The organism is Curtobacterium guangdongense, assembly GCF_049341845.1.
In the GTDB taxonomy this organism is placed as follows: Bacteria; Actinomycetota; Actinomycetes; order Actinomycetales; family Microbacteriaceae; genus Curtobacterium; species Curtobacterium guangdongense.
In genome coordinates this window covers 84704-102184 of record NZ_JBMPIT010000004.1, presented here as the reverse complement: position 1 = coordinate 102184, position 17481 = coordinate 84704, and the positions used below count along the sequence as shown (strand labels likewise).

The following is a 17481-nucleotide window of genomic DNA, read 5'->3' as shown; positions in this document are numbered from 1 at the left end:
GGACGGTGATCATCGGGATCGGGGTCGACGTCGTCGACCTCTCGCGGTTCGAGCGGGTGCTGGAACGCACGCCCGCGATGCGCACGCGCCTGTTCACGTCACGGGAGCTGCTCCGGGACGGCGAACCCCGGCCGATCGCCTCGCTCGCGGCGCGGTTCGCCGCGAAGGAGGCCCTGATCAAGGCGTTCGGGTCGAGCGCGGGGTTGAGCTGGCAGGACCTCGAGGTCGTCTCCGACGACCAGCGGAACCCGTCGCTGACGCTGCACCAGCAGGCGCGGCAGGTGGCCGATGCGCGTGGGGTCACGAGCGTGCACCTGTCGCTGTCCCATGATGGAGGGATCGCCACGGCCTTCGTGGTGCTGGAAGGAACAGGGGACACCGCTTGAGTGCGTTCACCGGGATCACGGTCGACCGGGAGGCCCTCATCGCCAACTACGCGACGGTCGCCGAACAGGTGGCACCGTCCGGCGTCATCGCGGTCGTCAAGGCGAACGCCTACGGACACGGCGCGGCTGACGCCGCCCGGGCGTTCGTGGACGCCGGCGCGGAGTGGCTCGGCGTCGCCGACATCGACGAGGGCATCGCGCTCCGGCAGGCCGGCATCGACGAGGGCGTCCGGATCCTCGCCTGGTTGCACGCGCCGGACGAGGACTTCCGCCGCGCCGCCCAGTACGGCATCACCCCCGCGGTGTCGAGCGTGTCCCAGCTCGCCGCGGCCGCCGACTCCGAGGTGCCCGCTGTACACATCTGCGTCGACACGGGGCTCAGCCGGAACGGCGCCGTCGAGTCCGAGTGGCCCGAGCTCTTCGAGACCGCTGGCCGACTCGCACGGAACGGCGCGAGGACCCGGGTCGAGGGGCTGATGTCCCACCTGTCGAACGCCTCCCGCACCGACGACCTCGACCAGGACGCCGCCCTCCAGCGCGCGATCGACGGCCTCGGCGCGGTCGGCATCGTGCCGCCGATGGTCCACCTGGCAGCCAGCGCCGCGAGCCTCGCCGTCCCCGAGACCCGACGTGACCTCGCCCGCGTGGGGATCGCGCTCTACGGCCTGAGCCCGTTCGCCGACCGCACCTCCGCCGACCTGGGGCTCCGACCCGCGATGCGCCTGACCGCGTCGGTGCTGCGCACGGTCGTCGTGCCGGCGGGCGACGGCGTCAGCTACGGCTACACCTGGCGTGCGGAGTCGGACACCCGGCTCGCGGTGATCGGCCTCGGCTACGCGGACGGCATCGACCGCGCCTTCGGCAACCACGTCGTGGTCCGCATCGGCGACCGGACGTTCCCCGTGGTCGGCCGCGTGGCGATGAACGCCATGCACATCGACATCGGGGACGCCGACGTCGCCGTGGGGGACGAGGTCGTGCTCTGGGGCGACCCGGCGAACGGCGACCCCGCGGTGGAGGACTGGGCGGCGGCCGTCGGCACCATCAACTACGAGGTGGTCGCCCGGCTCGGCCGGAGCATCGAACGGAGGACGACGTGAGCGCACCCCTGCGCCAGGCGGAGATCGACCTCGACGCCTACCGCGCCAACCTCGACCTGGTCCGCGAGTGGATGGACCCCGTCGAGGTCATGGCGATCATGAAGGCCGACGCGTACGGGCACGGCCTCGAACCGATCGCGCTCGCCGCCGTCGACGCCGGCATCCGCTGGATCGGTGTCCTCACCGTCCCGGCCGCGCTCCGGCTCCGGTCGATCGGCGTCGGCGAGGACGTCCACCTCTTCACCTGGCAGCACGACCCGGCGCTCGACTTCCGGGACGCGATCGACTCCGCCGTGGACCTCGGCGTCTCGAACGTCCCCGAGCTGCAGCGCGTCGTGGACGCCGTCGACCAGCGTCCGGCCCGCGTGCACCTCGGACTCGACACGGGGCTGCACCGCGACGGTTCATCCGTCGACGACTGGCCCGCCCTGGTCGAGGCCGCACGGGACGCACAGCGCGCCGGGCGCATCGAGGTCGTCGCCGCGTACACGCACCTGGCCGAGTCGTCGGAGGACGACGACAGCGCCGCCGTCGGGCGCTTCGAGGACGCGGTCGAACGCGCCGAGGACCTCGGGCTCGACATCCCGATCGAGCACGTCGCGGCATCGCTCGCCGGACTCGAGCGCAAGGAGTTCCGCAAGGACATGGTCCGGATGGGGGCGAACCTGTTCGGCATCCCCGGGGCGGACGGCGTCTCGGCATCGGACCTCGGGCTCGAGCCCGTGATGACGCTCACCGCCTCGGTGGCCAAGACGAAGCGCGTGCCGGTCGACACCGGTGTGTCCTACGACTACACGTACCGCACGGCGGCGGAGACCACCCTCGCGCTCGTGCCGGTCGGCTACGCGGACGGTGTCCCGCGGCTGGCGCAGGGGCGGCTCGAGGTGACGATCGCCGGCAAGCGGTACCCGATCGCCGGTCGGGTCGCGATGGACCAGTTCCTCGTCGACGTCGGGGACGACGACGTCCGGACCGGGGACACCGTGGTGCTCTTCGGCACGGGTGAGCGCGACGAGGCGACCGTGCTCGAGTGGGGCGCGGCGCTCGGCACCATCGGCGAGGAGATCGTCTGCCGCATCGGCTCCCGCGTGCCGCGCGTCTACTCCGGGCACTCCGTCGAGGGACGCGTGGGCGAGTACCTGCGGGGCGAGCCGGCGTGACCGTGCTGCTCGACACCACCGTTGCGGGGACCGACGACATGGGCGCACTCGGCGCCCGGCTCGCCGCGCTCCTGCGCGCCGGTGACCTCGTCGTGCTGACCGGACCGCTCGGCGCCGGCAAGACGACCCTCACGCGCGGCCTCGGGGTGGCGCTCGGCGCGCGGGGTCAGGTGTCGAGCCCGACCTTCGTCCTCGCACGGACGCACCCCACCACGGCCGGGCCCGACCTGGTGCACGTCGATGCCTACCGGCTCTCGGACCCCCTGGAGCTCGACGACCTCGACCTCGACTGGGACGGCGCGATCGTCGTCGTCGAATGGGGACGCGGGTTCGTCGACGGCATCAGCGACAGCGTGCTCGACGTCGAGATCGTCCGCGCGACCGGTGCTGCGACGCTCGATGCGGACCTCGACCCCGACGACGTCCCCGACGAGCCCCGCCGGGTCGTCGTCACGGCGTCGGGCCCACGCTGGGAGGGCGTCACGCTCTGACCGGCGACCTGATGAAGGTCCTGCGTGTTGTGGCGCCGAGCGGTCACGATCCGGTAACGGTCGCTACCGTGGGTGCATGCAGATGCGCCGAGTCCTCTTCGTCGCCGCCGGGGTCGCGGTCGCCGTCGTCGCGCTCGGGGCCGCGAACTCGATCCGCTCGGTGGCGTCGAGTTCCGGGGCCGCCTCACCGACGGCATCCATGCAGCACGTCGCCACCATCGGCGACTCGATCATGGCCGGGTACGGCCTGGACAGCGAGGACCGGGCGTGGCCGACGCTCCTCGCCGCGAAGGAGCACTTCGCGGTCACGAACGTCGCGTGCAGTGGTGCCGGCTTCATCAACGACGGCGACGCGTGCAACACCCACTACGACGGACTCGTGTCCAAGGCGGTCGCCGCGAAACCGACGGTCGTCATCGTGCAGTCGTCGGACAACGACATGGGCGAGAGCGCCGCGGACATCCAGCGGGCGACCTCCGAGACGATCGAGGACATCCACTCGGCGCTCCCGCACGCCGAGATCGTCGGGCTGAGCACCCTGTGGGACCAACCCGGGAGCATCCCGGACGAGGTCGCGGTGAGCTCCGACGCGCTCGAGGCCGCGGTGACCGCCGTGCACGGCAAGTACGTCGACATCGGGCAGCCGATCGCCGGCGGGCACGGTCTGCTGCAGTCGGACAGCGAACACCCGACCGTCGCCGGGCAGCGTGTCCTGGCCGCGGCGATCGGGAAGGACCTGCGGAAGGCCGGCGTGCAGCTCGCGCCCCGTCAGGGCTTGTAGACGGCGGTCGACACCCAGTCGATGTTGAGGTGGCCGGACTTCCCCCAGTTGCCGGTCTGGAACATGTACCGGTGCGGGGTCGTCGGGACGTCCTTCGTGACGGTCCGCAGCACGCGCCCGTCGACCGAGTAGGTCACGGACTTCCCGGGGATCCACTCGACCGAGTAGGTGTGCCAGTCCCGCCACGACAGCTTCGTGGGCACCGTGACGGCAGAGACCTCGTTCCCCGGCGTCATCGAGTGGTGGAAGAACGTCGGCGACGTGTCGTAGTTGCCCTCGGGGAAGTCGATCTCGCCCTCCGACCACACGTTTGAGGTCGGCCACAGGATGAAGGCCGCGCCGTTGCCGTCGGCACCGGTGGCCCTGGCCCGGACGGTGAACTTCCCACCGACGTGGCTCCACGCGCCGCTCGGCGTCCCGAAGGTGCCGGCCGCGCCACGCTTGCCGTCGAGCGACACGTCCATGATCCCGCCGTGCGCGCTGATCTGCGTGCCGGACCAGTACATGCCGTCGCCCATCCCGTCCGGGTACGGCTGCCAGGACTTCGCGTAGACCGAGGCGAACTTGCCCTTCGACGCCTTCGTGGAGAAGTCCTCGCGGAACGTCTGCACGAACTTCCCGGAGGTGGTGCCGGCCTGGGCGACGGACCCGCTGCCGATCGGCACGGCGACCAGCGCCGCGGTGAGGACGACGGCCGCGAGGACGGTCCGTGTGGTGCGGTTCTGCATGCGCTTCCACTCCCTGAGGGGTGCGGGCCGACCCGAACGGCCCGCACAGCGCGGACCGACCCGAACGATCCGCATTCACTCCTGTCGGCTGCCGAGAGCCTGCCGACAGCAGCGGCATGCCCCCAGAGGGAGGGTGAGACGCCCGGTCGACGCCTACGATGGACGGGTGCTGCTCGCCATCGACACGTCCGCCGGAACGAGCGTCGCCGTCGTCGATCCGGAGACACGGCAGGTGCTCGCCGAACGCTCCACCGAGGACACCCGCCGGCACGCCGAGGTCATCGGCCCCTTCCTGCAGGGGGTGCTCGAGGACGCGGGGATCACCGCCGCCGACGTCACGGGCGTCGTCGCGGGGATGGGCCCCGGTCCGTTCACCGGACTCCGTGTCGGCATCGCGGCCGCACGGACGTTCGCCGCGGCACGCGGTGTCCCGTTCCTGCCGCTCGTCAGTCACGACGCCGTGGCCGCCGAGCACGACGGCCCGCTGGTCGTCCTGACGGACGCGCGCCGGCGCGAGGTCTACTGGAGCGTCCACGACCAGACCGGCACGCGGATCGCGGGTCCCGGACTCGCCAAGCCGGCGGACCTGGACGACGTGCTGGGAGCCTCCAGTCGGTTCCGGCGGGTCACCGCCGTCACCATCCCGGCCGGGAGGCTCGGCTCGCTCGCCGCGGACCGGCTCGCCTCCGGCGGTTCCTTCGCCGACGACGCGCCCCTCTACCTCCGTGACCCCGACGTCACCATGCCGGGTGCGCCCAAGCGGGTGAAGCAGTGAGCGAGTCCGGCGGGCGTCTGGCCGACGGGCTGCGCCTGCGGCGCGCCCACCCGCAGGACCTCGACGACGTGATGTGGCTCGAGCACGCCTCGTTCCCGACGGACGCGTGGTCGGCGTCGCAGATGTCCGGCGAGCTGTACTCGCCGCACGGGTACTACGTCGTCGTGGAGACCGTCGACGAGGGCGCTCCGACGATCGTCGGGTACGCGGGTCTGTCCTCGCTCGCCGGCAACCCCGTCGCCGACGTGCAGACCATCGCCGTGTCGGCCGAGCACCGGGGCAAGGGCATCGGCCGGGCGCTGTTCACCGAGCTCCTCGACGAGGCACGCCGTCGGGCGGTGGAGGAGGTCTTCCTCGAGGTCCGTGCCGACAACCCCGTCGCGCAGGCGATGTACACCGCGTTCGGGTTCGAGCACATCGCCACCCGGCCGCGGTACTACCAGCCGGACGGCATCGACGCGTGGGTGATGCGTGCGGCGCTCGCGCCCGCAACCACGAGGCACGGGCCCGGCCCGATCGGACAGGAGACGCTCGATGCGTGAACCGCTGGTGCTCGGCATCGAGACGAGCTGCGACGAGACAGGGGTCGGCATCGTGCGGGGGAGCACCCTGCTCGCCAACGTCATCGCGTCGAGCATGGAGGAGCACGCACGCTACGGCGGTGTCGTGCCCGAGGTCGCCGCTCGTGCGCACCTCGAGGCGATGACCCCGACGCTCGAGCAGGCGCTGTCCCAGGCGGGCGTCACGCTCGACGAGCTCGACGCCGTCGCGGTCACCGCGGGGCCGGGGCTCGCCGGCGCGCTCATGGTCGGAGTCGGTGCGGCGAAGGCGCTCGCCGTGGCCACCGGCAAGCCGCTCTACGGCGTGAACCACCTGGTCGGGCACGTCGGGGCAGACGTCCTGCGCGCCGACGGCAGCGCGATCGAGCTGCCGACCGTGGCGCTCCTGGTGTCCGGCGGGCACACGTCGCTGCTGCTCGTGCGGGATCTCGTCGGTGACGTCGAGCTCCTCGGCGAGACCATCGACGACGCCGCAGGAGAGGCCTTCGACAAGGTCGCGCGGCTCCTCGGCCTGCCGTACCCGGGCGGGCCGCAGATCGACCGGGCAGCGGCGGACGGCGACCCGAAGGCGATCCGGTTCCCGCGGGGACTGACCCTTCCGAAGGACATGGCCGCGCACCGCTACGACTTCTCGTTCTCGGGGTTGAAGACCGCCGTCGCGCGGTGGGTCGAGCGCTGCCGCGACGAGGGGCGCGAGGTCCCCGTGGCCGACGTCGCCGCCTCGTTCCGCGAGGCCGTCGTCGACGTGCTCGTCACCAAGGCGCTGAACGCCTGCCGTGACTCCGGGGTGGACCGGCTGCTGCTCGGCGGTGGCGTCGTGGCGAACGCGCGCCTCCGCGCGGTCGCGATCGAGCGCTGCGCTGCGGCCGGGGTCGAGCTCCGCATCCCCCCGCTCGACCTCTGCACCGACAACGGGGCGATGATCGCGGCCATCGGGGCGCGACTCGTCGCCGAGGGGCACGCGCCGAGCGACCTCGACATCGCCGCGGACTCGACGCTGCCGGTGACGACCGTCCAGGTCTGAGCCCGGCTCCCGCGCTTGTGGGAGGATCGGGAGCGACGGCCGCACGGGTCGTCGGGAGGGGTGCAACGTGTCCGATCAGAACCAGTGGCCGAAGCCGGGCGAACAGCAGCCGGACGGGCAGCAGCCGGCGTCGCAGGACCCGACCGCATCGGCACCGGCCCCCGGGTCGGCGGCGGAGCCGAACGGGTACGGCCAGGACACCCAGCAGCCGAACCCGTACGCACCGCAGGAACCGGCGACACAGCGGCCGAACCCCTACGCCCAGCAGGACCCGGCACAGCAGCCGAACCCCTACGCTCCGCAGCAGCCGCAGTACGGCGCTCCGCAGCAGAACCCGTACGCCGCGCCCCAGCAGCCGCAGTACGGCGCTCCGCAGCAGCAGAACCCCTACGGCGCCTCGCAGCAGCCCCGGTACGGCGCACCGCAGAACCCCTACGCCGCGTCCGCCCCCGGTTCGGCCCCGTACGCCGGGCAGGGCGCTCCCGGTTCCGCGCCCTACGCGAACCCCTACGCTCCCGCCGGGGCGTACTCGAACGCCGGGTACCAGCCCTACGCGCAGCGCCCGAAGACGAGCATCCTCGCGATCCTGTCGATCGTGTTCGGTCTCGGCGCGATCCCGTTCTTCTTCATCGCGATCCTGCTCGGCCCCGCCGGTGCGATCCTCGGACACGTGGCGCTCGGCAAGATCAAGCAGAACGGCGAGCAGGGCCGTGGCCTCGCACTGACCGGCATCATCGCCGGCTGGGTGATGACCGGCGTCTGGATCCTCTGGATCGTGGTCGTCGTCTTCGCGATCGGGCACTCCGGCGGCGGGTACTACGACGACAACTACGACTACGGCTCGTCCGGCGCGTTCATCAGCTGAGGCGCTCGCAGAGGATCGCCGTGTGGCGGCCCTCGAGCCGGGTGAGCACCAGGGTCACCCGGCCGACTCCGCCGCGCAGCCGCAGTCGCTTCCGGAACTGGGCGGGGTCGACGTCCACGCCGCGCTTCTTGATCTCCACCGTGCCGATGCCGTCCGCTGCGAGGCGTGCCGCGAGCTGCTTCACGTCGAGGGGCATCGTGTCGAGCACCCGGAAGCCCTGCGCGAAGGGCGTCGTCACCGCACTAGAGGACGTGACGTAGGCGATCCCGTCCGAGAGCATGTGCCCGTCGATCGACCGCGCCAGGTCACCGATCAGGCGCGCACGGATGACGGCCCCGTCCGGCTCGTAGAGGTACTCGCCGATCGGCCCGACCGGCTCGTCCTCGGAGTCGTCCGCCGCGGTCAGCTCCGCGATGCCGTGCGCTCCGATGACCGTGGCCGCGCGCCGGATGCCCGGGCGGGCGAGCGGCCCGAACCAGAGTGCGAGCTCGACGACCTCGCGGTCGACGGACGTCCACTGCGCTTCCGCGGTGTCCGGGACGAGGTCGCGGTCGATCCCGGGGCCGAGCTTCACCCCGGTCGGCGTGGTCGTCGCGGCCGCGAAGACGGTGTCCAGCGACGGCGACCAGTCGTCGGGGTCGGCGAGGCGCCGTGTGTTCGCGTGGCCCGTCGTCCGACGTGCTGGATCCATCCAGACGCCGTCGACGCGCGACAGGTCGAACGAGGCCGCGTGCCCGAGCTCCACGCGGGCATCGGGCCAGAGCGCGAGGTTGTGCGTCGCGACCGCCGCGGTCACCTCGTCGCGGTCGACCGCGGTCACGTCGAGGTCGAGCGCCGCCATCGCCATCGCGTCCCCGCCGATGCCACAGCCGAGGTCCGCCACGCGACGGAGTCCCGCAGCGGCGAAGCGTCCGGCGTGCTGGGCAGCGACGGACAGCCGGGTGGCCTGCTCGAGCCCGGCCTCGGTGAAGAGCATCCGCGACGCGAAGTCGCCGAACTTCCCCCTGGCCTTCTGCCGGAGCTTCGCCTGGGTCAGCACGGCGGCGACGAGCCCGGGATCGTGCCCCTCTGCTCGCAGCCGGGAGACGACGCGGACGATCTCACCGTCGTCGGAGACGCTCGGCGTACGGTCGAGCAGTGCCATCCCGTCCGGGGTCAACAGCTGGGCGAGATCGGCGGCGTCCATGAGACGATCCTGTCATCAACGGATGCGCTGGCACTCGGATTGACCGAGTGCCAGCGGCCCCCTACAGTTGGACCTGGCACTCTCGTGTGCGTAGTGCCAACCGGTTTTCATCTGTACCGAGTCAGTACCGAGAAAGAAGAGGTCACCGTGGCCGTCACCATCAAGCCGCTCGAAGATCGCATCGTCATCCGTCAGGTCGAGGCGGAGCAGACCACTGCTTCCGGTCTCGTCATCCCGGACACCGCGAAGGAGAAGCCGCAGGAGGGCGAGGTCGTGGCCGTGGGTCCGGGTCGCATCGACGACAACGGCAACCGCGTCCCGCTCGACGTCGCCGTCGGCGACAAGGTCATCTACTCGAAGTACGGCGGAACCGAGGTCAAGTACTCGGGCGAGGACCTCCTGGTCCTCTCGGCTCGCGACGTCCTCGCGGTCATCGAGCACTGAACCCATCTCCACGAACGAACGCCCCGTCAGCTCCCGGCTGACGGGGCGTTCGCCGTTCCGGCCTGGAGGCTCGGAGGACGTCCGTCGTGTCGGCGCACGTCCGTAGCATTGGTCCGTGACCGAGCGCGTGGCCAGGAGCGAAGCATCCGTCGGGGTCGTGCAGGCGATCGTCGCCTACGGGCTCTGGGGGCTCATGCCGCTGCTCTTCGCGGCGATGGCCCCAGCCGGCGCGTTCGAGATCGTTGCCTGGCGGATCGTCTTCGGGCTGGGGTTCTGCGTGATCGCGATCGCCGTCACGCGGTCGTGGCTCCGGACGCGGTCCCTGCTCGTCCAGCGTCGGGTGATGGGCGTCATGGCGATCGCCGCGGTGCTCATCGTCGTGAACTGGACCGTGTACGTCATCGCGACGACGACGGGCCACACGGTCGAGGCTGCGCTCGGGTACTTCATCAACCCGCTCGTGACGATCGCACTCGGCGTCGTGCTGCTCCGCGAACGCCTCCGTCCGGCGCAGTGGACCGCGGTCGGCATCAGCGTCGTGGCCGTCGTCGTCATCGCCGTCGGGTACGGCCAGATGCCGTGGATCTCGCTCGCGCTGGCGTTCTCGTTCGGGCTGTACGGCCTGGTGAAGAAGCGCGTCGGCGGCACCGTGGACGCGCTGTCCGGTCTGACGATCGAGACGATGTGGCTCACACCGCTCGCGGTCGGCGCGTTGGTCGTGCTCGGCGTCACCGGGATCGGCGGCGGCATCACGTTCGGCGGCGAGGGCTGGGTGCACGCGCTGATCATGATCGGGGCGGGCCCCGCGACGGCAGTCCCGCTGCTGCTCTTCGCGTCGTCGGCCAGGCGGCTGTCGCTCTCGACACTCGGGCTGACGCAGTACCTGACGCCGGTGATGCAGCTCGTCGTGGGCGTGACCATCCAGCACGAGGCGATGAGCACCTCGCGGTGGATCGGGTTCGGGATCGTGTGGTGCGCCCTCGTGATCCTGTCCGTGGACTCGTTCACCGCCGCGCGCCGCGCCCGACGCACCGTCCTGCCGGCCGCACCCGCCTGACGGACGCGCCCCGAGCCTCCCGTCCGCCCGGCTTGCCGGGCCGTCCTGCCGGGCCGTTCTGCGAAAGCGACAGTCCCCGGCAGGAATCCTGCCGGGGACTGTCGCTTTCGTGGCGGTACGGTTACTTCGCGACCGAGCCCTGGATCGCGCTCTGGTACTGCGGCTTGTTGTCACCGTCGAACTTGTAGATGCCGATGTAGGCGGTCGACGGGTCGTTGTTCTTGTCGAACGGACCGATGCCGGACGGACCCGTGTAGTGGATGTCCTTGCCGTCGTCGAGGAGTGCCTTGCAGTCCTTGAACGTCGAGCACTCGGTGCCGCCGTCCGCGCCGGAGACCGCAGCCATGTTGGCCTGGATCGTGCCGGAGTCGGTGCCCTTGCCCTTCACCGCGGCGAGGGCGGCGAGGGTGGTGGCGTCGTAGGACTCGGCTGCGTACGAGTAGTCGGTGAGGTCCTTGCCCGACGACTTCTTGTAGTAGTCGACGAGGCGCTGCTTCAGCTCGTCCTTCGGCGAGGCGCCGGGGATCGTGCCCTGCGCACCCTCGAGCGTGCCCGGGTCGAAGTCCTTCGAGTAGTCCGCCGTGTTGCCGTCCGACATGTAGATCTTCGCCATGTCGGCGTTCTGCGACTTCAGCTCGGGGATGATCGACTTCGTCTCGTCGAACGCCAGGACGACGATCGCGTCGGGCTTGGTCGCGAGTGCGGCCGTCACCTCGGACGAGAACGTGGTCTGTCCGGGCGGGAACTCCTGGCCCTTGCCCTTGCCGCCGTAGACGACCTGGCCACCGGAGGCCTCGACGGCCTTCTGGACCGAGTTGCGGAGGCCCGTGCCGTACGTGTCGTTGAAGACCAGGAACGCGACCTTGGCGTTGCCGTCGCCCGTGATGAGCTGGCCGAGCGCCGAACCCTGCACCGAGTCCGGCGGAGCGGTCCGGTAGTAGTACGACGAGTAGCCCGAGAGGTCGGTCGCGGTGTTGGCCGGCGAGATCTCCACGATGCAGTTGCTCGTGAGCTGGTCGATCACGTTGAGCGTCACCGAGGACGACTCGGCGCCGATCGCGACCGGGACCTTCGCGTTGACGAGCTTCGTCGCGGCGGAGCTGGAGACGGTCATGTCGGTGCTGTCACCCGAGTCCGTCTGCGGCTCGATCGTGACGTCCTTGTCGAGCACACCGCCGGCGGAGTTGATGTCATCGACCGCGAGGCCGACACCGGATTCGGCGGGCGGGTTGAGGTACGCCAGCGAGCCCGTGAGCGGCAGGATCGTGCCGATCTTCAGCGCATCGGTGCCTGGCGACGACGGTGCCTTGCAGCTCGACGCGGGGTCCTTCTTCGCCGCCGAAGCAGACGACGACGGGTCGGCGCTGCCGGCCGTGGAGCATGCCGCGAGCAGCACCGCTGCCGCTCCCGCCAGTGCCAGCGCCGTGGTGACGCGGGTGGTTCTGATCATCCGTGGAACCCTTTCTCGGCACGGAGGCGGAGCCGCATCGGGTCGAGTGCGACGCCTCCGTGTGGGGATGCGAGCAAAAGTAGGGTCCGGGTGTTTCGCCCGTGTGACGGGGCGGTACGCAAACTGTTTCGTTACCGAGCCGTGACAGAAGCTGAGTGGATGTTCGGGTTGCGGCGGCGGAAAACGCGAAACGCCCCCGTCGACCTGACGGGGGCGTTTCGGCGGGTGGGGCGTCAGCTGCGGTAGTTCGGCGCCTCGACGACCATCTGGACGTCGTGCGGGTGCGACTCCTTGAGCCCCGCCGGCGTGATGCGGACGAACTTGCCGCGCGCCTTGAGCTCGGGGACCGTGCGGCCACCGACGTAGAACATCGACTGCCGGAGCCCGCCGACGAGCTGGTACACGACGTTCGCGACCGAGCCGCGGTACGGCACCTGACCCTCGATGCCCTCCGGCACGAGCTTGTCGTCGGAGGGGACGTCGGCCTGGAAGTAACGGTCCTTCGAGTACGAGGTCTTCTTGCCACGGGTCTGCAGCGCGCCGAGGGAGCCCATCCCGCGGTACGCCTTGAACTGCTTGCCGCCGACGAACACCAGGTCGCCGGGGGACTCGTCGGTGCCGGCGAGGAGCGAGCCGAGCATCACGGTGTCGGCACCCGCCACGAGGGCCTTCGCGATGTCGCCCGAGTACTGCAGCCCACCGTCGGCGATGACCGGCACGCCGGCTTCACGTGCGGCGAGGGACGCCTCGTAGACCGCGGTGACCTGCGGCACGCCGACGCCGGCGACGACGCGGGTGGTGCAGATGGAGCCGGGGCCGACACCGACCTTGACGGCGTCCACGCCGGCGTCGATGAGCGCCTGCGCCCCTTCGCGGGTGGCTGCCTGGCCGCCGATGATGTCCACACCGTCGAACGCGGGGTCGGCCTTGAGGCGACGGACCATGTCGAGCACGCCGGCGCTGTGGCCGTTCGCGGTGTCGACGACGAGCACGTCCACGCCAGCCTCGAGCAGGGCGGTCGCCCGCTGCCAGGCGTCACCGAAGAAGCCGATCGCCGCACCGACGCGCAGCCGACCGGCGTCGTCCTTCGTGGCGTCCGGGTACTTCTCGCTCTTGTCGAAGTCCTTGACGGTGATGAGCCCGCGGAGCTTGCCGTCGGCGTCGACGAGCGGGAGCTTCTCGATCTTGTGCTGGGCGAAGATCGCGACGGCGTCGTCCGGGTCGATGCCGACCTGCGCGGTGATGAGCGGCGCCTTGGTCATGACGTCGCGCACGAGCGTGGACTGCTGCTCGAACGGCGCCACGAACCGCATGTCACGGTTGGTGATGATCCCGACGAGGGTGCCGTCGCCCTCCACCACGGGGAGGCCGGAGACGCGGAACTGTCCACAGAGCGCATCCACCTCGGCGACGGTGGCGTCCGGGTTGGTGGTCACCGGGTTGGTGATCATGCCCGACTCGGAGCGCTTGACCTTGTCGACCGCAGCGGCCTGGTCGGCGATCGACATGTTGCGGTGCAGGATGCCGATGCCGCCCTGGCGCGCCATGGCGATCGCCATGCGTGCCTCGGTGACGGTGTCCATCGCCGCGGAGAGCAGCGGGACGTTGACCGTGATCCGCTTGGTGAGCCGGGACGCGGTCGACGCCTCGCTCGGGATGACGTCGGTGTACCCCGGCAGGAGCATGACGTCGTCGTACGTGAGTCCGATGAATCCGAACGGATCCGGCTGGTCCATGGGTCCCCTTCGTGGGCGAGTGAAGTGGTTTCAGACACCGGGAACGCAGCTGTGGGTTCCGGATAGACCATGCTAACGCGCGCGACGGACCGCGCATTCCGGATGGGCGCGGGCCTGGAGGCTCGGTGCGGGCCCGCCTCGGAGGTCCCTGCACAGCATCACAGTTCCGGCACGAATTCCACAGGGAACGAGATGGAAACACGGGTGACACAAAATCCCCATAGGTTCCTCGGCATCCGAACGAGAGGCTCTTCCGTGGGATCCATCACTCCTGCGGGATCTGCGCTGCTGCGCCGATTCCGCCCCGGTGCGCCAGGTCGTCGCCGACTGGTGCTCGTCGTCGTGCTCGTCGCGGCCTTCCTGGCGACCTTCTTCGTCGACTGGGCCGTGACCCTCCCCGCACAGGGAGCCACGACCGCGGCCACGGCGAGCGCGACCCCCAGCGCGTCCGCCAGCACCGCACCGTCCAGCACCCAGCCGTGCACCGTCAGCCCGACCAACGGCTGCATCCAGGGCACCATCCTCGACTCCGAGCGGAAGCCGGCCGAGGGCGTGGACGTCGACGTGGCCGGCCCGAGCGGCTTCACCGCGACGTCGACCACGACCGACGCCGGCCGCTGGTCCGTCAGCGTCCCGGCCGCCGGCCAGTACTCGGTGACCGTCGACCAGGACACGCTGCCGAAGGGACAGTTCCTGACGAACGCGGCCGACGCGAAGCGCACCGTGCAGGCGAACCTCAACGCCAACGCGGGGCAGATCTTCCAGCTGTCCGACCAGCAGGGTGCGACGACGAGCGACGCCTCGACGAGCGTCACAGCGGCTCGGGCCTGGCAGCAGTTCGTCTCCGGCATCCGGCTCGGGCTGCTCCTCGCGCTCGCGTCGATCGGCCTCTCGCTGATCTACGGCACGACGGGCCTGTCGAGCTTCTCGCACGGTGAGCAGGTGACCCTCGGTGGGCTTCTCGCCTACGTGTTCGCGAACCAGCTCGGCATGAACGTCTGGGTCGTCGGCGTCATCGTCGTGGCCCTCTGCGCGGCGACCGGGTACCTCCAGGACATGGTCATCTGGAAACCGCTGCGGCGCCGACGGATCAGCCTCACGCAGCTGATGATCGTGACGATCGGTCTGTCGATCGCGGCGCAGTACGCGTTCCAGTACTTCTTCGGGGCCTCGACGGTCCGCATCCAGCAGAGCAACCCCGCGACGGTGACGTTCGCCGGGGTGACGCTGACGGTGCAGTCCTACGTGGCGATGGGCATCGCGCTCGTGGTGCTCGTCGCGACCGGGCTGTTCCTGGCGAAGACCCGGTTCGGCCGTGCCACCCGGGCGGTGTCCGACAACCCGGCGCTCGCGTCGGCGTCCGGCATCGACGTCGACCGGGTGATCCGGTTCGTGTGGACGCTCGCCGCGGGTCTCGCCGGACTGTCCGGCGTCATGCTCGGGCTCGTGCTCAACGGCGTGAACTGGCAGACCGGCCTGCAGCTGCTCCTGCTCATGTTCGCCGCGGTGACCCTCGGCGGTCTCGGCACGGCCTACGGCGCGCTCGTCGGGTCGATGATCATCGGCGTCGTCGTCGAGCTCACGAACCTGGTGCTGCCCGGCGACTTCAAGTACGCCACGGCACTCGTCATCCTCATCCTCATCCTGCTGTTCCGGCCGCAGGGCATCTTCGGTCGCGCCGAGCGGATCGGTTAAGGGAGCGCCGTCATGGACTACATCGTCAACCTCCTCAGCGCACTGACGCAGGAGGCCCTCGCGCCCACCACGGCAGCGTTCGCGCTCGCCGCGATCGGGCTGAACGTGCACTTCGGGCTCACCGGGCTCGTCAACATGGGGCAGGCGGCGTTCCTGCTGCTCGGCGCCTACGGCTTCGCGATCTCGATCACGAACGGGCTGCCGTTCGGGATGGCGGTCCTCGTCGCGCTGCTCGTGGCGATCGTCTTCGCGATCATCCTCGGCATCCCGACACTCCGGTTGCGGGGCGACTACCTGGCGATCGTGACGATCTCCGGCGCGGAGATCATCCGCATGGTCGGCAGGTCGAGTCTCCTCACGACGACGACGGGCGGTTCGAACGGCATCGCCGGATCGGCCTACCGCGACCCGTTCAACGCGCTGAGCTTCCTGCCGGACGGCACGACCACGATCCTGTGGTTCACGTACTCGAACAACGGCGTGAACGGCTGGTGGATCCGCATCGTCGGGTGGGGGCTCGTCGCCCTCTTCACGCTCGTGCTCTTCCTGCTCATGCGCAGCCCGTGGGGTCGCGTCGTGAAGGCCATCCGTGAGGACGAGGACGCGGTGCGCTCCCTCGGCAAGAGCGTGTACTCGTACAAGATGCAGGCGCTCGTCTTCGGTGGTGCACTCGGAGCGCTCGCCGGGGTCGTCTACGTCCTGCCGAGCTCGGTGCAACCGGACGCGATGGGTCGCTCGATGACGTTCTTCATCTGGACCGCGCTGATCCTCGGCGGCGCGGCGACGGTGTTCGGGCCGGTCCTCGGCTCGGTGCTGTTCTTCGTCGTGCGGCTCGCGATCAGGACGCTCGCGAGCGACTTCATCCCCAACTCGATCATGAACTCGCAGCAGGCGGAGCAGTTCTCCTACGTGCTCGTCGGCGTCGCGCTCATGCTGCTCATCGTCTTCCGTCCACAGGGACTCCTCGGGAACAAGAAGGAGCTGACGTTCAGTGTCTGAGACCTCCACGAGCGCCGTCGCGCACACGCCGGGCGCCGCGAAGCCCGACGCCATCCTCACCGTCGACAACATCACCAGGAAGTTCGGCGGCATGACCGCCGTCGACGTCGACCACCTCGAGGTCCAGCGCGGATCGATCACCGCGTTGATCGGGCCGAACGGCGCCGGCAAGACGACGTTCTTCAACCTCCTCACCGGGTTCGACAAGCCCTCGAGCGGCAAGGACGCGAGCTGGGTCTTCAACGGCACGACCCTCGGCAACACCGGCGCCGCCAAGGTGGCCCGCGCCGGCATGGTCCGGACGTTCCAGCTCACCAAGGCGCTGTCGCGGCTCACGGTGATGCAGAACATGCTGCTCGGTGCGAAGGACCAACCCGGCGAGAACTTCTTCGCCGCGCTGATCGCACCGGTCTGGCGACCCCGCGAGCGGGAGATCACCGCGAAGGCCGAGGAACTCCTCGCGCGGTTCAAGCTGCTGGAGAAGAAGGACGACTACGCGGGATCGCTCTCGGGCGGCCAGCGGAAGCTCCTCGAGATGGCCAGGGCACTGATGTCCGACCCGACGATGATCATGCTCGACGAACCGATGGCCGGCGTGAACCCGGCGCTCACCCAGTCGCTGCTCGGGCACATCCAGTCCCTCCGCGACGACGGCATGACCGTGCTGTTCGTCGAGCACGACATGCACATGGTCCGGCACATCTCGGACTGGGTGGTCGTCATGGCCGAGGGGCGCGTCGTCGCCGAGGGCCCTGCCGGCACGGTGATGGACGACCAGGCGGTCATCGACGCGTACCTCGGGGCGCACCACGACACCGACCTCGGTGACGACTCGCTCCTCACCGAGGAGACCTACGAGGAACTCGCCGAGGAGGTCGCCGAGGAAGACGCCGACGGCGCTGCGCACACGGCGCCGGCGGCGGACGCGCCGGCGCCGCCCGCGGCGACGGCACCAGCGACGGACGAGACAGCAGACAGCACGGCGGACCCCGCCGACGACGGGAAGGCGACCCGATGACCGACGCGACGAACGGGGCGGAAGCG

18 protein-coding genes are annotated in these 17481 nt (G+C 70.4%); 14 read left to right on the top strand and 4 right to left on the bottom strand.

Annotation, left to right across the window (positions count from 1 at the left end; genetic code table 11):
• Positions 1-5 precede the first annotated feature (5 nt).
• The 5 genes from ACO0E1_RS07035 to ACO0E1_RS07015 all read left to right on the top strand — a co-directional run bounded on the left by ACO0E1_RS07035 (position 6) and on the right by ACO0E1_RS07015 (position 3918).
• Positions 6-386 carry a holo-ACP synthase gene (locus ACO0E1_RS07035; protein ID WP_422873546.1) on the top strand — a complete coding sequence of 127 codons (381 nt, stop codon included), beginning with the start codon at positions 6-8 and terminating at the stop codon, positions 384-386.
• Complete coding sequence (gene alr / locus ACO0E1_RS07030; protein WP_422873545.1) at positions 383-1486, top strand: alanine racemase; 1104 nt, start codon at positions 383-385, stop codon at positions 1484-1486. Before ACO0E1_RS07035 ends, alr (ACO0E1_RS07030) begins: the two co-directional genes overlap by 4 nt.
• On the top strand, positions 1483-2646 hold the full coding sequence (gene alr / locus ACO0E1_RS07025; RefSeq protein ID WP_422873544.1) for an alanine racemase: 1164 nt from the start codon (positions 1483-1485) through the stop codon (positions 2644-2646). The genes alr (ACO0E1_RS07030) and alr (ACO0E1_RS07025) overlap by 4 nt, the downstream gene beginning before the upstream one ends.
• 38 nt (positions 2647-2684) lie before the next feature.
• Positions 2685-3137, top strand: a complete 453-nt coding sequence (tsaE, locus tag ACO0E1_RS07020) for a tRNA (adenosine(37)-N6)-threonylcarbamoyltransferase complex ATPase subunit type 1 TsaE (RefSeq protein WP_422873784.1) — start codon at positions 2685-2687, stop codon at positions 3135-3137.
• A 76-nt stretch (positions 3138-3213) separates the two neighbouring features.
• Positions 3214-3918 (top strand): SGNH/GDSL hydrolase family protein, encoded by a 705-nt coding sequence (locus tag ACO0E1_RS07015; RefSeq protein WP_422873543.1) that lies wholly within the window; start codon positions 3214-3216, stop codon positions 3916-3918.
• On the opposite strand, the gene ACO0E1_RS07010 is transcribed toward ACO0E1_RS07015, so the two are convergent.
• Positions 3906-4646 (bottom strand): glycoside hydrolase family 16 protein, encoded by a 741-nt coding sequence (locus ACO0E1_RS07010; protein WP_422873542.1) that lies wholly within the window; start codon positions 4644-4646, stop codon positions 3906-3908. The two genes, ACO0E1_RS07015 and ACO0E1_RS07010, sit on opposite strands and share 13 nt — an antisense overlap.
• A 166-nt stretch (positions 4647-4812) precedes the next feature.
• Here ACO0E1_RS07010 and tsaB point away from each other — a divergent pair, with 166 nt between their 5' ends.
• From tsaB to ACO0E1_RS06990, 4 genes are all read left to right on the top strand, one after another.
• Positions 4813-5421 (top strand): tRNA (adenosine(37)-N6)-threonylcarbamoyltransferase complex dimerization subunit type 1 TsaB, encoded by a 609-nt coding sequence (tsaB, locus tag ACO0E1_RS07005; protein WP_422873541.1) that lies wholly within the window; start codon positions 4813-4815, stop codon positions 5419-5421.
• On the top strand, positions 5418-5963 hold the full coding sequence (gene rimI, locus ACO0E1_RS07000; RefSeq protein WP_422873540.1) for a ribosomal protein S18-alanine N-acetyltransferase: 546 nt from the start codon (positions 5418-5420) through the stop codon (positions 5961-5963). The genes tsaB and rimI overlap by 4 nt, the downstream gene beginning before the upstream one ends.
• Positions 5956-7005, top strand: a complete 1050-nt coding sequence (gene tsaD / locus ACO0E1_RS06995; RefSeq protein ID WP_422873539.1) for a tRNA (adenosine(37)-N6)-threonylcarbamoyltransferase complex transferase subunit TsaD — start codon at positions 5956-5958, stop codon at positions 7003-7005. Before rimI ends, tsaD begins: the two co-directional genes overlap by 8 nt.
• A gap of 67 nt (positions 7006-7072) precedes the next feature.
• Positions 7073-7870, top strand: coding sequence for a DUF4190 domain-containing protein (locus tag ACO0E1_RS06990; RefSeq protein ID WP_422873538.1), 798 nt, complete (start codon positions 7073-7075; stop codon positions 7868-7870).
• Here the strand turns inward: ACO0E1_RS06990 and ACO0E1_RS06985 are convergent.
• Positions 7863-9056: a class I SAM-dependent methyltransferase gene (locus ACO0E1_RS06985; RefSeq protein WP_422873537.1), complete on the bottom strand. Its 1194-nt coding sequence runs from the start codon at positions 9054-9056 to the stop codon at positions 7863-7865. The two genes, ACO0E1_RS06990 and ACO0E1_RS06985, sit on opposite strands and share 8 nt — an antisense overlap.
• A gap of 147 nt (positions 9057-9203) precedes the next feature.
• Between ACO0E1_RS06985 and groES the strand changes: the two genes are divergently transcribed.
• Complete coding sequence (gene groES / locus ACO0E1_RS06980) at positions 9204-9500, top strand: co-chaperone GroES (RefSeq protein ID WP_056121496.1); 297 nt, start codon at positions 9204-9206, stop codon at positions 9498-9500.
• 115 nt (positions 9501-9615) lie between these two features.
• Positions 9616-10557: an EamA family transporter RarD gene (gene rarD, locus ACO0E1_RS06975; protein ID WP_422873536.1), complete on the top strand. Its 942-nt coding sequence runs from the start codon at positions 9616-9618 to the stop codon at positions 10555-10557.
• A 121-nt stretch (positions 10558-10678) separates the two neighbouring features.
• Here rarD and ACO0E1_RS06970 read toward each other — a convergent pair whose 3' ends face one another.
• Positions 10679-12007 carry an ABC transporter substrate-binding protein gene (locus ACO0E1_RS06970; RefSeq protein WP_422873535.1) on the bottom strand — a complete coding sequence of 443 codons (1329 nt, stop codon included), beginning with the start codon at positions 12005-12007 and terminating at the stop codon, positions 10679-10681.
• 233 nt (positions 12008-12240) lie between these two features.
• Entirely contained in the window at positions 12241-13743 is a 1503-nt protein-coding gene (guaB, locus tag ACO0E1_RS06965; RefSeq protein ID WP_422873534.1) for an IMP dehydrogenase, read from the bottom strand.
• A 342-nt stretch (positions 13744-14085) separates the two neighbouring features.
• Between guaB and ACO0E1_RS06960 the strand changes: the two genes are divergently transcribed.
• The 3 genes from ACO0E1_RS06960 to ACO0E1_RS06950 are packed head-to-tail and all read left to right on the top strand — an operon-like array spanning position 14086 to position 17455.
• Complete coding sequence (locus ACO0E1_RS06960) at positions 14086-15438, top strand: branched-chain amino acid ABC transporter permease (protein ID WP_422873783.1); 1353 nt, start codon at positions 14086-14088, stop codon at positions 15436-15438.
• A 12-nt stretch (positions 15439-15450) separates the two neighbouring features.
• Positions 15451-16437: a branched-chain amino acid ABC transporter permease gene (locus tag ACO0E1_RS06955; protein ID WP_422873533.1), complete on the top strand. Its 987-nt coding sequence runs from the start codon at positions 15451-15453 to the stop codon at positions 16435-16437.
• Positions 16430-17455, top strand: a complete 1026-nt coding sequence (locus ACO0E1_RS06950) for an ABC transporter ATP-binding protein (protein ID WP_422873532.1) — start codon at positions 16430-16432, stop codon at positions 17453-17455. The genes ACO0E1_RS06955 and ACO0E1_RS06950 overlap by 8 nt, the downstream gene beginning before the upstream one ends.
• Positions 17456-17481 lie beyond the last annotated feature (26 nt).

Bases quoted from the DNA above. Each gene is read 5' to 3' on its own strand.
- tsaE (WP_422873784.1), top strand. From the start codon at position 2,685: ATGGGCGCACTCGGCGCCCGGCTCGCCGCGCTCCTGCGCGCCGGTGAC.
- ACO0E1_RS07015 (WP_422873543.1), top strand. From the start codon at position 3,214: ATGCAGATGCGCCGAGTCCTCTTCGTCGCCGCCGGGGTCGCGGTCGCC.
- ACO0E1_RS07010 (WP_422873542.1), bottom strand. From the start codon at position 4,646: ATGCAGAACCGCACCACACGGACCGTCCTCGCGGCCGTCGTCCTCACC.
- tsaD (WP_422873539.1), top strand. From the start codon at position 5,956: ATGCGTGAACCGCTGGTGCTCGGCATCGAGACGAGCTGCGACGAGACA.
- ACO0E1_RS06985 (WP_422873537.1), bottom strand. From the start codon at position 9,056: ATGGACGCCGCCGATCTCGCCCAGCTGTTGACCCCGGACGGGATGGCA.
- ACO0E1_RS06970 (WP_422873535.1), bottom strand. From the start codon at position 12,007: ATGATCAGAACCACCCGCGTCACCACGGCGCTGGCACTGGCGGGAGCG.
- guaB (WP_422873534.1), bottom strand. From the start codon at position 13,743: ATGGACCAGCCGGATCCGTTCGGATTCATCGGACTCACGTACGACGAC.
- ACO0E1_RS06955 (WP_422873533.1), top strand. From the start codon at position 15,451: ATGGACTACATCGTCAACCTCCTCAGCGCACTGACGCAGGAGGCCCTC.